We start from the raw sequence: 13,521 nt of genomic DNA, 5'->3' as shown, positions 1-13,521 counted from the left end.
GGGCGCATTCCGCTGAAGCAGGGGCACATGCTCTCACTGCTCGGGTAATCGGCTATTGGCCGTCAGCGAAACAGTATAGCTTTCGACCCTAGAGGAAACGCCGCGAAGACGGCACGAGGTCGCGCATGCTGGACAGGACGAAGGATATTGCCGCATCCGCGCAAGCCTGGCTCGATGAATTCGAGCGCACGCTTGGCGTACCCGGTGGCGCTGGGCTGGACCCTCTTTTCCTCGCCGACAGCTATTGGCGCGATGTGCTGGCACTGAGCTGGAACCTGCAAACCATCGCCGGCGGCGACTCGATCAAGCGGGAGCTGACAACGCTCGCGGCAAAGGTCGCACCGGGCAGCTTCAAGATCGCGCCGAACCGAGCGCCACCGCGCTGGGTGACGCGTGCCGGGACCAACACGATCGAAGCGATCTTCGATTTCGAAACCGCACTGGGGCGCGGCAGCGGCATCGCGAGGCTTGTGCCCGACGCTACCGACGGCGACCGCCTGAAAGCGTGGACGCTCCTCACCGCGCTCGACGAGCTCAAGGGCTTCGAGGAGCAGCTCGGCACCTCGCGGCCGCGCGGCCAGGCTTATTCGCGCGACTTCCGTGGACCGAACTGGCTCGACCTGCGCAACGCCTCGCGCGACTACACCGATCGCGATCCAGCCGTGCTGGTGGTCGGCGGCGGCCAGGCCGGGCTCGCGATTGCGGCTCGGCTGAAGCAGTTGAAGATCGACACACTGATCGTCGATCGCGAGGCGCGGATCGGGGACAATTGGCGCAAACGTTACCACGCGCTGACCCTGCATAACCAGGTGCAAGTCAATCATTTGCCCTACATGCCGTTTCCGCCGAACTGGCCGACCTATATCCCCAAGGACAAGCTCGCCAACTGGTTCGAAGCTTACGTCGACGCGATGGAGCTGAACTTCTGGACCGGGACCGAATTCGAAGGCGGCGCCTACGACGATGCCAAGGGCAGTTGGACCGTCACGTTGCGAGGCGCCGACGGCGGCAAACGGACCATGCACCCGCGCCATGTAGTGATGGCGACCGGCGTCAGCGGCATCGCCAATGTGCCTGTCATTCCGACCCTCGAAAACTTCAAGGGCACGCTGCTGCATTCGAGCCGCTACGAGGACGGCGAGAGCTGGACAGGCAAACGCGCCATCGTCATCGGCACCGGCAATAGCGGCCACGACATCGCGCAGGATCTTCACTCCAGTGGCGCAGAAGTGACGTTGGTGCAGCGTTCACCCACGCTGGTCACCAATATCGAGCCGTCGGCCCAACTTGCCTACGCGACCTACAATGAGGGCACGCTCGAGGACAACGATTTGATCGCGGCCTCGATGCCGACGCCGCTGGCGAAGAAGACCCATGTGATGCTGACGGAACAGTCGAAGCAGCTCGATAACGAGCTGCTCGACGGCCTGCGCAAAATCGGCTTCAAGCTCGATTTCGGCGAGGCCGGCACCGGCTGGCAGTTCAAATATCTCACCCGTGGCGGCGGCTATTATTTCAATGTCGGCTGCTCCAACCTCATCGTCGAGGGTGCGATCAAGCTCAGGCAGTTTTCCGACATCGAGAGCTTCGTCGCCGAGGGAGCGCGGATGAAGGACGGCACGACCCTTCCGGCCGACCTGATCGTGCTTTCGACCGGTTACAAGACACAGGAATATCTGGTGCGGAAACTGTTCGGCGACGGCGTCGCCGACCGCGTCGGCCCGATCTGGGGCTTTGGCGACGGCCTCGAGCTGCGCAACATGTATGCGCGCACTGGGCAACCCGGCCTCTGGTTCATCGCCGGCAGCCTCGCGCAATGCCGGATCAACTCGAAATATCTCGCGCTCCAGATCAAGGCGATCGAGGAAGGGATTTTGGGGCGTGAGGCGGGCGCAATTTGAGCCTCCTCGTCGTTGCGAGCGCAGCGAAGCAATCCAGTGTCTATTCGGAGAGACAGTCTGGATTGCTTCGCTGCGCTCGCAATGACAGTGTGGAGACGATCGCGCATCGCCGACACGAATAAGAGGAGAACACCCATGCCAGCCATTCTCGGCACCGGCGAGCACCGCTACCGCGTCGTTGAAAACTTCGCAAAGCTGCCGCACGGATGGCAGCTCACCGACGTCGCTTCGGTCGCGGTCGACAGCAAGGACCGCGTCTACGTCTTCAACCGCGGGGCCCATCCGATGGTCGTGCTGGACCGCGAGGGCAATTTCTTGCGCAGTTGGGGCGAAGGCCTGTTCTCGCGCGCCCACGGCCTGCACATCGATGCCGACGACAACCTCTATTGCACCGACGACGGCGACCACACCGTGCGCAAGTGCACCACCGACGGCAAGGTGCTGCTGACGATCGGCATCCCGGAGAAACCGTCGCCGTTCATGAGCGGCGACCCCTTCCACCGCTGTACCCACACGGCGCTGTCGCCGAAGGGCGAAATCTACGTTTCCGACGGCTATGGCAATGCGCGCGTGCACAAATTCACGCCCGATGGCAAGCTGATGACAAGCTGGGGTGAGCCCGGCACCGATCCCGGCCAGTTCAACATCGTGCACAACATCGCGGCCGACGCCGACGGCTTTGTCTATGTCGCCGACCGCGAGAACCACCGCGTGCAGGTGTTCGACGGCAACGGCAAATACGAGACGCAGTGGAACAATCTGCACCGCCCTTGTGCGCTATGCTGCTGCGGCGGGGGCAAGAGCCCGACCTTCGTCATCGGAGAACTCGGGCCCGGCCTCGCGGTCAACCGCAAGGTGCCCAATCTCGGCCCGCGGCTCTCGATCGTGGACGCCAAGGGCAACCGCATCGCGCGGCTCGGCGGCGAAGAAGGCCCGGGCGTTGCGAGCGGCAAGTTCCTGGCACCGCATGGCATTGCGCTGGATTCCAGGGGCGACATCTATGTCGGCGAGGTCGGCGTCACCGACTGGAAGACCAGCTTTCCGGATGAGGAGATGCCGGCCGCGGTGCGCGCGACGCGATGTTTGCAGAAGCTGGAGCGGGTACGGGAGTAGCTGCCTCGGCATATCCACGTTGCGCTGTCAGGAGGACGCTGCCGCCACGGCCTCGGACCTGGAAATCACGGCGTTTTGCGCGGTTTGCCACCCCCGTGCCGCATTGCTTGTGCCGGAATAAGTCGCTCGACGGGCTTCACAATCCCGTCACGCTGCATGTAGTATGTCAGTTACGTGCTGCTTCGCAGCGTACATTGGAGGCCAGGAGCGTTACTTGAACGCACATGTCTCGCAAGGCCATTGGCCGGTGTTGGTGCTGAATGCGGACTTCCGGCCGCTGAGTTACTATCCACTGTCTTTGTGGTCGTGGCAGGACGCGATCAAGGCGGTATTCCTCGACCGCGTCAACATCGTCGCGCATTACGATCAGGCGGTCCATAGTCCCACGCTGCAAATGCAGCTGCCGAGCGTCGTCTCGCTCAAATCCTTCGTCAAGCCGACCACCCATCCTGCCTTCACCCGATTCAACGTCTTCCTGCGCGATCGTTTCGCCTGCCAATATTGCGGCTCGCCCGAAGACCTCACCTTCGACCACATCATTCCGCGCAGCAAAGGCGGCCAGACCACCTGGGAGAACGTGGTCGCGGCGTGCTCGCCCTGCAATCTGCGCAAGGGCAATCTGACGCCGGTGCAGGCCAAGATGTTTCCGCGCCAACACGCGTTCGCGCCGACCGTGCACCAGCTCCACCGCAACGGCCGCCTGTTCCCACCGAACTATCTGCACGACAGCTGGCTGGATTATCTCTACTGGGATACGGAGCTGGATCCGTAAGGTCTGCGTCTGGTCTCACATCCCGATCGCATTCCGCGCGACCACGTCGCGATAGAACGCCGCGCTCAGCTTTGGCACCCTCGCCTGCGTCTCGAAATCGACCCGGTACAGGCCAAACCGCTTTCCGTAACCAAAAATCCATTCGAAATTGTCCATCAGGCTCCACAGGAAATAGCCGCGAATTGGGACGCCTTCGGTAATCGCGCGCTGCATCTGGGTCAGGTAGTTGCGCAGGAACATGATGCGGTCGAGGTCGTAGACCTGGCCGTCGGCGGCGAGCTTGTCCTCCGACGAGGTACCGTTCTCGCTGATATAGATATCGTCGATGTTCCAGATCTTTGCGGCGATGCGCGGTGCCCAATAGATGACCTCGGGGCCGACTCGTAACCATTCCGAGTTCATGTGCGGGAACGAGATCGGAAACGGCAGCACGCGGAAGCCGGGCGCACGATCGGAGGCCGTGATGTAATATTGTGGCGCGTATATGTTGAGGCCGACGAAGTCGTTCGGCGTGCCGATGATCTTCAATTCATCAGGCGTGAATTTCGGAGCGTCCGCGCCGGCATAGGCGAGGAAACCGTCGGTGTATTTGCCCTCCAGCACCACACCGAGGAAGCCGGCGTTGAGCTCGCGCGTCGCGATCTCGGCCGCGCGGATGTTTTCGGGTGTCGCGATCGCCGGCACGCAGGCGGCAATGTTCTCGGCCGCGCCGACGCGGGTGCCGGCGCGCCCTGAGGCGCGGATCGCATGCACCGCCAGCCCATGCGCCAGCGCGACGTGATGGCGGGCCTGATTGAGCAGCGCCGCCGGCAGCTTGAGTCCGGGCGCGTCGATGCCCCAGCCATAGCCGAAATTCACGAAGCGCCCGACCTCGTTGACGGTGAAAATATTCTTCACGCGATCGGTCAGGCGCTGGGCGACGTAGGCGGCGTAGTCGGCAAAAGCCTTCGAGGTGTCGCTGGACTGCCAGCCGCCGACGCGGTCCTGGAGCGCCTGCGGAAGGTCCCAGTGATAGAGCGTGGCGAAGGGCTCGATGCCGTTCGCGAGCAGCTCGTCGACGAGACGGTTGTAGAAGTCGAGCCCTTTGGGATTGGGTTGTCCCGATCCTTCCGGAAACACCCGCGGCCAGGCGATCGAGAAACGGTAAGCCTTGACGCCGAGCGCCTTGATCAGCGTCACGTCGTCCTTGTAGCGATGATAGTGTTCGTTGGCGCGGTCGCCGGTCGTACCGTCCTCGATCTTGCCGGGCGTGTGACTGAAGGTGTCCCAGATCGACTTGCCGCGACCGTCCTCGTCGACGGCGCCTTCGATCTGATAGGACGAAGTCGCCGTGCCCCAGAGAAAATCCTTCGGGAAAGGCGCGGGCGCGTGGCGGTCGGGCACGATCAGCGTTTCATCTACCGCAGCCTTCTCGTCAGCCTTGACACCTGCCGTTGCGCCGACCGCCGCAAGGCCGGCGAGCTTTGCAAAATCGCGCCGCGAGAAATCAGCTGCCATTGCTATCTCCGGGCCTGCTCCATATCGATCTGATAGACGGATATGCGGTCGATCTCGAATGCAACGGTCGAGGGCGACTCCGCGTCGACCGGTCCGACGCCGAGAAAGAATTTCGATCCGATTGCGAGATTGACGATCATGTACATGGGATCGTCGAAACCGATCGGCACCTTGATGTCGGACACCGGCCTGCGGTCGATGAAATAGACCAGGCGATCCTCTTCCCACAATACACCGTAAGTGTGAAATGCGCTCGAAGCGTCGCCGACCGCGAAGTCGAAGCCGCAGGACTGGATCTTCTGGGTCGAGGGAATCCGCCAATGCGTCGTCATCACGAGATCACCCGGCTTTTCGCCGCGGCCTTCCAGCACGTCGACCTCCGGCGGCCAGCCGCCGTCATCCGCCAGCATCCAGAACGCCGGCCACACCGCATGCCCAACCGGCACCTTGGCGCGGATCTCGAAATAACCGTGCTTCTGCGCGAACGTGCCCTGGGTCGTGAGTATCCCGGAAATGTACTCGTTGTTGAACAGCACCGGTTTCAATTCCGGCGGGGTGCGGCTGGCGACGATCGACAGCACGCCGTCCTTGACCTTGAACGGATCGAGCCCGAGCGGCGCCGCGGCTCGCCCCGCGTAGCGCGGATCGACGTAGATCTGCTGCTCGCCATTGGCGCTGGTCTTGCGCTTGAAGTCGGAGCCGTCGCCACCCCAGTAGCGCGCCTCCGGCCAGGCCGCACCGCCGGCGTAATGCGGCACCCACCGTCCGTTCGTCAGCGGATGCTCGTCAAAATCCTCGTTGAAGGTCCGGCGCAGCGGCAAGAAGATTAGCGAGGCCGGATTGACCGTTTCCAGCCGGCGGCACGCGATGGCGGAGGGATCGGTCGTCACCTGCAGCGACATGGTCACCGGGGCACCGTCGAGATCGTCCTGCGCGATGGCCGGCGCAGGCACTACGCAGAGACCGATCGCAGCCAGAGCGCCCCTCGTCCAACGCGCGATCATCACCGCTCTTCGAAGATGCCAGAGGAAAGGCCGAAGTTAGCTCGCCCGTATCGGAACGGGCAAGGGCAGGCCCGCGACCGCGCGTCAATTCGGGAGCGCTGGCCGGACATGCGATCCAGATTTTCGTGCACTTATAAAAAATGAAGGCGCCAGGGCGGTGCCCGGCAGGCTCTCGCCGGGGACGGAACTCGATGCGCCGCCGACCGTTCAGAGTGAAGGCCGGATGTCTCGCGCACGCCAACGGTCCGCGCCAGACGTGTCCAGCCCTGCCACAGCACAAGGGGAGAATAGTCATGGCCACAAGCGAGACGGATCACGTCTACAAGATCCTGGAACTGGTCGGATCGTCCGAGACCTCGATCGAGGACGCGATCAAGAACGCGGTCAGCCGGGCCGCCAAGACCGTTCGCGAGATGAAATGGTTCGAGGTGGTGCAAACGCGCGGCCATATCGAGAACGGTGCCGTGCGCCACTACCAGGTTACGCTGCGCGTCGGCTTCACTCTGGACGAGTGAGGCAGAACACCGGGCCAAGCCGACGCTTGAGCCAGCCTGGTTAGCGCGACAATCCCCCTCCCGCCTGATGACTGCATGTTGGCGCCGCGACGAGTCTGCCGTCCCAAGCCACGACGGACTGCAGCACGCTTCGGCGCCGCCGATCGCGCGCTCTACACCGCCAAGGACAACGGCCGTGGCCGGCTGGTGATGTCAGGACAGGTCGTCCCCTGGCCCGCGAGGAGCGCGTGACGGGATCGATCGTTGCTCCGGATTTGTCGCCTGCGCGTTAGCGCGGTATGGCTTGGATCACGGCCGGATGTTCGGCCAGTCCGAGAGTGCCGCTGTGACTGGTGGAATCAAGCTCGTCCTCTTCGACATGGACAATGTCCACTGCGACTACGACAGGGCAAAGCGTGTCGCATGGCTGGCGAAGCTTGCGGGGACTACGAGCGAATCCGTCCACAAGGCGATCTGGGACAGCGGCTTCGAGCTGCTCGGCGATTCCGGCACTCTCGATGCCGCGGACTATTTGCGGGGTTTCGGCGAGCGCATCGGCTATCCGCTATCACTGGACGAGTGGATCGAGGCGCGACGCCGTTCAATGCAGGCCGATCGTGCCATGCTGGAGATTGCCGGCAGCTTGCGTCAAACCGTCGACATTGCCGTCCTGACCAACAACACCACGCTGGTCGCCGACCATATCGCAGCGCTGCTGCCGGAATTGCCGGCGCTGTTCAGCTCGCGAATCTACGCCTCGGCCCGGTTCAAGACGGCGAAGCCTGACCCTCGCTGCTTCCGCCTCTGTCTGTCCGAGCTCGAGGTCAAACCGGAGAGCGTCCTGTTCGTCGACGATCTCATGGCCAATGTCGCCGGCGCGCGAGAGGCGGGTCTGTTCGGGCATCACCACACCTCGGTTGAGGCGTTCAGGCAGGCCCTTTCGGAGCACGGCCTGCTTCACGCATGAATGCACGCTCCGTTTTCTCCCGGCATCAGGCGAGATGGCACGCCACAAGGTGCCCGCCCGCTCCCTCCTTCAGCTCCGGCGCGCTTTCGGCGCAACGCGGCTGGGCGATAGGACAGCGGGTGTGGAAGTGGCAGCCCGACGGCGGCTTCATCGGGCTCGGAACGTCGCCCTTGAGGCGGATGCGCTCGCGCTTGAGCTTGGGATCGGGCACCGGCACCGCTGATAGCAGCGCCCTCGTGTAGGGATGCTGCGGATTGCGGTAGAGGTCGCTGGCCTTGGCGAGCTCGACGATACGGCCAAGATACATCACCGCGACGCGGTCGGAGATGTGCTCGACCACCGACAAATCGTGCGCGACGAAGAGATAGGTGAGGTTCAGCTCGGCCTGGAGATCCTCCAGCAAGTTGATGACCTGCGCCTGGATCGAGACGTCGAGCGCCGACACCGGTTCGTCGCAGACGATCAGTTTCGGCTCGACCGCGAGCGCACGCGCGATCACGATGCGCTGGCGCTGACCGCCGGAAAACTCATGCGGATAGCGGCGCATGTGCTCGGCCTTGAGCCCCACCTTCACCAGCAGGCTCGCGACGCGATCCTCCCGCTCCTTGGCCGATGAGCCGAGCTTATGGATGATCAGCGCTTCGCCGAGGATGGCGCCGACCGTCATCCGCGGATTGAGGGAGGCGAACGGGTCCTGGAACACGAGCTGCATGTTCCGCCGCATCGCGCGCAAATCGGTGCCGCCGAGCTGGCGAACATCCTGACCATCGAACACGACCTCCCCGTCGGTCGGCTCGATCAGGCGCAGCACGCAGCGTCCCGTCGTCGACTTGCCGCAGCCGGATTCGCCGACGAGGCCGAGCGTCTCGCCTCGGTTGACCGAGAACGAGACCCCGTCCACCGCATAAACGCTGCCGACCTGACGCGACAACAGGCCGCCATGCACGGGAAAATATTTCTTTAGGCCGCTGACGTGGAGCAAGGGCTCGGTCATGCTGCGCCTCCCAACTGCGTATCTCCCAGATGACAGGCCATGCGGTGGCCGGGCGCGATCGCGCGCAGCAGCGGCTCCCTCTCGGTGCAGACGCTCATGGCGTGGCGGCAGCGTGGAGCGAAGCGGCAGCCGACCGGCGGATTGATCAGGATCGGCACCGAGCCGCCGATCGCCTCCAGCCTCACCTTGTGCTCGCTGTCGAGATCGATGCGCGGGATCGAGCGGATCAGTCCCTGGGTATAGGGATGGCCGGGATTGCCGAAAAGGTCGTCGACAGGCGCCTCCTCCACCACCTTGCCGGCGTACATCACCACGACGCGCTGCGCGGTCTCGGCGACGACGCCCATGGCATGGGTGATCAGCATCACCGCCATGCCGAAACGTTCCTTCATATCCTGGAGCAAGTCGAGGATCTGCGCCTGAATGGTGACGTCGAGGGCCGTGGTGGGCTCGTCGGCGATGATCAGCTTCGGCTTGCAGGCGAGCGCCATCGCGATCATCACGCGCTGACGCATGCCGCCGGAGAACTGATGCGGATAGTTGTGCACGCGGCCTTCGGCGTTGGGAATCTGCACCAGCTTGAGCATTTCGATGGTGCGCTCGAGCGCCTGTTTCCTGGTGACGTTCTCATGGCGGCGCAGGCTTTCGGCGATCTGCTCGCCGATGGTCAGCACCGGATTGAGCGAGGTCATCGGCTCCTGGAAGATGAAGCCGATCTCCTTGGCGCGGATCTCGTCGAGCTGACTGCTCGTCAGCGGCACGAGATCGCGGCCCTCGAAGATGATCTCGCCCGCTGCGATGCGGCCCGGCGGCATCGCGATCAGCTTCAGGATCGACATCGCGGTGACGGTCTTGCCGCAGCCGGATTCGCCGACGACGCAGAGCGTCTCGCCGCGGTTGATGGAGATGTCGACTCCATCGACGGCCTGGAGGATGCCGTCGTCGGTGGAGAAGTGGGTTTTCAGTCCCTTGATCTCGAGCAGCGGCGCCATCAGATCACCCGCCGCGCATCGAGCGCGTCACGCAAGCCGTCGCCGATGAAGTTGATGGCGACCACCGCGATGAAGATCGCGCCGCCCGGAAACAGCGCCCAGTGCGGGCCGATGTCGAGAAAATCCTTGGCGTCATAGAGCAGCCGACCCCAGGTCGGCGTATCCGGAGGGAAGCCGAGGCCGAGGAAGGACAGCGTCGATTCCGCGATGATGGCGGCGGCCACGTCGATGGTGCCGGCGATGATCACCGGACCGAGGGCATTGGGCAGGATATGGCGCACCACCTGCCGCACCGGGCTTGCCCCGAGAGCGCGCGCGGCTTCGACGAATTCCTTCTCGCGAATCGACAGGAACTGGGCGCGAACGAGGCGCGCAACCGGCATCCAGCGCAAGCCACCGATCACGAGCACGATCAGGATGAAAATGCCGCCCTCGGGGCCGAAAGCCGCCTTCAGCCCGTCGCGGAAGAGATAGATCAGCAGCAGCAGCAGGGGCAATTGCGGCAGCGACAGAAAGAGATCGGTGAGCCACATCAGCCCATGACCGAGCGCACCGCGCGACATGCCGGCGAGCGCGCCGATCAGCACGCCGACAAAGACTGAGACCAGCATCGCGGCGAGGCCGACCGCGAGCGAGATGCGCCCGCCATAGATCATGCGGGCGAGGATGTCCTGCCCGAGATCGTCGGTGCCGAAAGGATGGGCCAGCGACGGCCCCTGCATGCCCGCCACGATATCGATGTCGTCGATCTTGACCCGCCAGATAAAGGGGCCGACCACCACCGCCAGGATCAGAACGAGGAGCAGGAACGCACTGACCACGGCAAGCTTGTGGCGGCTATAGCGCCGCCACGTCTCGCGCCAGGGCGAGTAGACGCGCCGCTCAGCGGAGGGAGATGCGAGGGTCAAGCCAGCCATAAAGAACGTCCGCGATGAGATTGAACAGCACGACCAGGCACGCAAAGACGAAGGTGACGGCCATCACCACCGGCGTGTCGTTGGAAAGGATGGAGGAGATCAGCAGCGAGCCGATGCCGGGGATGCGGAAAATCTGCTCGGTGACGATGGCGCCGCCGAACACCGCCGGGATTTGCAACGCAATCAGCGTGACGACCGGGATCATCGCGTTGCGCATCACGTGCTTGATAATCACCCGCCGCTGGCCGATGCCCTTGGCGCGCGCGGTGGTGACGTAGTCGAGCCGGATCACGTCGAGCATCGCCGAGCGCACGAAGCGCGTCATCGACGCCGCCTGGAACAGGCCGAGCACCGCCACCGGCATGATTGCCTGACGGATCGTCTCCGCCAGCCAGTGAATGCCCGTGCCCTTGATGTCCGTGGTGTAGACGAAAGGCAGCCAGTCCAGCGTGACCGAGAAGATCAGGATGAACAGGATGCCGGTGAAGAAGGTCGGAAGCGAGAAGCCGACGAAGGCCAGCGTGTTGGCAACCTGGTCGAACAGCGAATACGGCTTCGTCGCGGCATAGACCCCGACCGGGATCGCGATCAGGAGCGCCAGAATCTGCGCCGAGCCGATCACGTAGAGCGTCGTTGGCAGTCGCTGGAGAATGAGCGTGTCGACGTTCATCCGGCTGACAAAGGAGAAACCCCAGTCGCCATGCAGCATGGCGTTGAGCCAGTGCAGGTAACGAAGGTAGATCGGATCGTCGAGGCCGAACTTCGCCCGAAGCGCGAGAGCGACTTCGGGCGGCACGTTCGGATTGGTCGCCAGCTCCGAGAAGGGATCGCCCGGGGCTAGCGCGAGCACGACGAACAGCACGAGCGAAATTCCGAGCAGGCTCGGAATCGCGATCAGGAGGCGACGCAGGACATACTGGCTCATGAAGAAGGACCGCTCTAGGCGTGCGTGATCATTCCTCGCGGTACCAGTCGAACAAATTGTCGGTCTCGTTGGCCCAGCCGCTGATCACCGGACGCAGCGTGTTGGCGCTCGCCTCCACCTTCAGCCGATGCTGCGCCGGGATGAACACGGTGTCCTGGAACAGGAGATCATTGGCCTTGATGTAGAGCGCCACACGCTTGACCGGATCCATCTCACCGTCGGCGGCGTCGATGGTCGCGTCATAGTCCTTGTTGATCCAGCGCGGGAAATTGGTGCCCTGCCACTTGTTCTCCTTGGCCGCGACATTGCTCGAATGATAGCGGCGCATGTGCTGGGCGGGATCCGGCTGGCTCATCGGGATCTGGAACATCTCGATGTCCGCGTAAAATTTGGCGTACGTGTCGGGATTGGCAACGTCCGAGGAGAAGAAAACAGAGGCCACGACGGACTTCAATTCCACATCGATGCCGGCCTTCTGACAGGCCTGCTTGACGATCGCCTGGGTCTTCTGGCGCGGGCCGTTGATCGAGGTCTGATACACGATCTTCAGCCTCTTGCCGTCCTTCTCGCGAATGCCGTCGGCGCCGGGCTTCCAGCCGGCATCGTCGAGGATCTTCGAGGCCTTCTCGACGCTGAACTCCCATGTGGTGTTCTTGGAGACGAACTTTTCGGGACCGTTGAGGAAGTTCGCGGTAGTGCGGCCGGCGCGGCCATAGATGGCTTTCTTGATGGACTCGCGATCGACCAGCAGCGACAGCGCCTTACGCACCGCCGGATCCGAGAACAGCGGATGCTTGGTCTTTATCGAGGAGCGCTCGCCGTCGATCTCGGTGGTCGGATCGGTGAAGTTGAGCGCGATGAACTCGGTATCGCCGCCTACGGCGTAGATGGTCTTGCCCTTGCCGCCCTTCTCCAGACGCAGCAGCACGTCGTCCTCGACCTGGATATTCCAGCCGAAATCATATTCGCCGGTCTGGATCACCGCGCGCGCCGCCGAGACGGCGTCGCCGCCGCCCTTCATCTCGATCGTATCGAAATGGGGACGGTTCGGCATGTGATAGTCGGGATTGATCACGCCCCGGATGAGATCGCCGGGCTTGAACTCGACGAATTTGTAGGGGCCGGTGCCGACCGGGGCGAGGTTGGCCGGCGCCTCACGGGACTTCGAGCCTTTGAACTCGGCAAACAGGTGCTTAGGCAGAATCTGTCCGGTCGCGCCGACGAAGGCATCGGCCCAGAACGGCGTCGGCTTCTTGAAGCCGAGGCGGACTGTCAGATCATCCACCTTCTCAACCGTAATATCGCGGTAGGTCGCGATAGTGACGGCCGCGGTCGCGGGATCGATGATGTATTCCCAGGTGAAGACCACGTCATCGGCGGTGAAGGGTTTGCCATCGTGCCATTTGACGCCGGGTTTCAGCTTCCAGGTCACCGACTTGCCGTCGGCCGCGAGCAGGCCGTTCTGGGTCGAGGGAATCTCCGTCGCGAGAACCAGCTTCATGTTGCCGTCGGGATCCCAGCAGGCGAGCGGTTCGTAGAACAGGCGCGAGCCGTCCTGGTCCTTGGTGCCGGTGGCGAAATGCGGATTGAGCAGGGTCGGCCCCTGCCACCACAGCAGCTTGAGCGCACCACCGCCGCCGCGCTTGGTCGGCTTGTAGGTCGAGACGCCCTCAGCCATGGCGACCCCGCCGAGCGCGAGGATCTGGTTGGCCAGCGGAGCGGTCAAGCCTACGGCAGCCAGACGCTGGATAAAGGCACGGCGATCCATCCGCCCGTCCTTCACGTCACCGATCATCGAACGCAGCTCTTTATCCAGCATGGTTGTCCCCCGTCTGGTTCCCGTATGGATGCAGGCGGTCGCGCGAGGCGACCACCGGGCTTGGCTGGCGGTAGATGGCACACCGAATGGGGTGCGCGTCAACTGCGACCGTGTGTATGCAAACGG

12 protein-coding genes are annotated in these 13,521 nt (G+C 63.4%); 5 read left to right on the top strand and 7 right to left on the bottom strand.

Annotated elements, in window-relative coordinates; translation table 11 throughout:
* Nucleotides 1-125: 125 nt before the first annotated feature.
* The 3 genes from AC0L3P_RS26620 (at nucleotide 126) to AC0L3P_RS26610 (ending at nucleotide 3,786) form a co-directional block, all read left to right on the top strand.
* Complete coding sequence (locus AC0L3P_RS26620; protein WP_473306428.1) at nucleotides 126-1,901, top strand: NAD(P)-binding domain-containing protein; 1,776 nt, start codon at nucleotides 126-128, stop codon at nucleotides 1,899-1,901.
* Nucleotides 1,902-2,036: 135 nt separating this feature from the next.
* On the top strand, nucleotides 2,037-3,014 hold the full coding sequence (locus AC0L3P_RS26615) for a peptidyl-alpha-hydroxyglycine alpha-amidating lyase family protein (RefSeq protein ID WP_473306424.1): 978 nt from the start codon (nucleotides 2,037-2,039) through the stop codon (nucleotides 3,012-3,014).
* Nucleotides 3,015-3,228: 214 nt separating this feature from the next.
* Nucleotides 3,229-3,786: an HNH endonuclease gene (locus tag AC0L3P_RS26610; RefSeq protein ID WP_007597381.1), complete on the top strand. Its 558-nt coding sequence runs from the start codon at nucleotides 3,229-3,231 to the stop codon at nucleotides 3,784-3,786.
* Nucleotides 3,787-3,801: 15 nt separating this feature from the next.
* On the opposite strand, the gene AC0L3P_RS26605 is transcribed toward AC0L3P_RS26610, so the two are convergent.
* Together AC0L3P_RS26605 and AC0L3P_RS26600 are read right to left on the bottom strand one after the other, a co-directional pair.
* The gene (locus AC0L3P_RS26605) at nucleotides 3,802-5,283 is read right to left on the bottom strand and encodes a GH1 family beta-glucosidase (RefSeq protein ID WP_473306421.1); all 1,482 of its coding nucleotides are present in this window, start codon (nucleotides 5,281-5,283) and stop codon (nucleotides 3,802-3,804) included.
* Between the two features lie 2 nt (nucleotides 5,284-5,285).
* Nucleotides 5,286-6,287 carry a glycoside hydrolase family 16 protein gene (locus AC0L3P_RS26600; protein WP_473306419.1) on the bottom strand — a complete coding sequence of 334 codons (1,002 nt, stop codon included), beginning with the start codon at nucleotides 6,285-6,287 and terminating at the stop codon, nucleotides 5,286-5,288.
* 293 nt (nucleotides 6,288-6,580) lie between these two features.
* On the opposite strand from AC0L3P_RS26600, the gene AC0L3P_RS26595 reads away from it, so the two are divergent.
* Both AC0L3P_RS26595 and AC0L3P_RS26590 read left to right on the top strand, forming a co-directional pair.
* Nucleotides 6,581-6,802 carry a dodecin gene (locus tag AC0L3P_RS26595; RefSeq protein ID WP_018453224.1) on the top strand — a complete coding sequence of 74 codons (222 nt, stop codon included), beginning with the start codon at nucleotides 6,581-6,583 and terminating at the stop codon, nucleotides 6,800-6,802.
* A gap of 298 nt (nucleotides 6,803-7,100) precedes the next feature.
* Nucleotides 7,101-7,748 carry an HAD family hydrolase gene (locus tag AC0L3P_RS26590; RefSeq protein WP_473306416.1) on the top strand — a complete coding sequence of 216 codons (648 nt, stop codon included), beginning with the start codon at nucleotides 7,101-7,103 and terminating at the stop codon, nucleotides 7,746-7,748.
* Nucleotides 7,749-7,773: 25 nt separating this feature from the next.
* On the opposite strand, the gene AC0L3P_RS26585 is transcribed toward AC0L3P_RS26590, so the two are convergent.
* The 5 genes from AC0L3P_RS26585 to AC0L3P_RS26565 are packed head-to-tail and all read right to left on the bottom strand — an operon-like array spanning nucleotide 7,774 to nucleotide 13,395.
* Nucleotides 7,774-8,742 carry an ABC transporter ATP-binding protein gene (locus tag AC0L3P_RS26585; RefSeq protein ID WP_473306414.1) on the bottom strand — a complete coding sequence of 323 codons (969 nt, stop codon included), beginning with the start codon at nucleotides 8,740-8,742 and terminating at the stop codon, nucleotides 7,774-7,776.
* Nucleotides 8,739-9,734: an ABC transporter ATP-binding protein gene (locus AC0L3P_RS26580; protein ID WP_473306412.1), complete on the bottom strand. Its 996-nt coding sequence runs from the start codon at nucleotides 9,732-9,734 to the stop codon at nucleotides 8,739-8,741. The genes AC0L3P_RS26585 and AC0L3P_RS26580 overlap by 4 nt, the downstream gene beginning before the upstream one ends.
* A complete protein-coding gene (locus AC0L3P_RS26575) occupies nucleotides 9,734-10,651 on the bottom strand; it encodes an ABC transporter permease (RefSeq protein WP_007597392.1) in 918 nt (305 codons plus the stop codon). The genes AC0L3P_RS26580 and AC0L3P_RS26575 overlap by 1 nt, the downstream gene beginning before the upstream one ends.
* Nucleotides 10,617-11,576, bottom strand: coding sequence for an ABC transporter permease (locus tag AC0L3P_RS26570; RefSeq protein WP_106941042.1), 960 nt, complete (start codon nucleotides 11,574-11,576; stop codon nucleotides 10,617-10,619). Before AC0L3P_RS26570 ends, AC0L3P_RS26575 begins: the two co-directional genes overlap by 35 nt.
* Nucleotides 11,577-11,604: 28 nt before the next feature.
* Nucleotides 11,605-13,395 carry a peptide ABC transporter substrate-binding protein gene (locus AC0L3P_RS26565; RefSeq protein ID WP_473306411.1) on the bottom strand — a complete coding sequence of 597 codons (1,791 nt, stop codon included), beginning with the start codon at nucleotides 13,393-13,395 and terminating at the stop codon, nucleotides 11,605-11,607.
* Nucleotides 13,396-13,521 lie beyond the last annotated feature (126 nt).

The sequence above is a fragment of the Bradyrhizobium sp. WSM4874 genome (assembly GCF_055811835.1).
The sequence above is the reverse complement of the archived record's forward strand: the minus strand, read 5'-3'. Positions and strand labels throughout refer to the sequence as shown.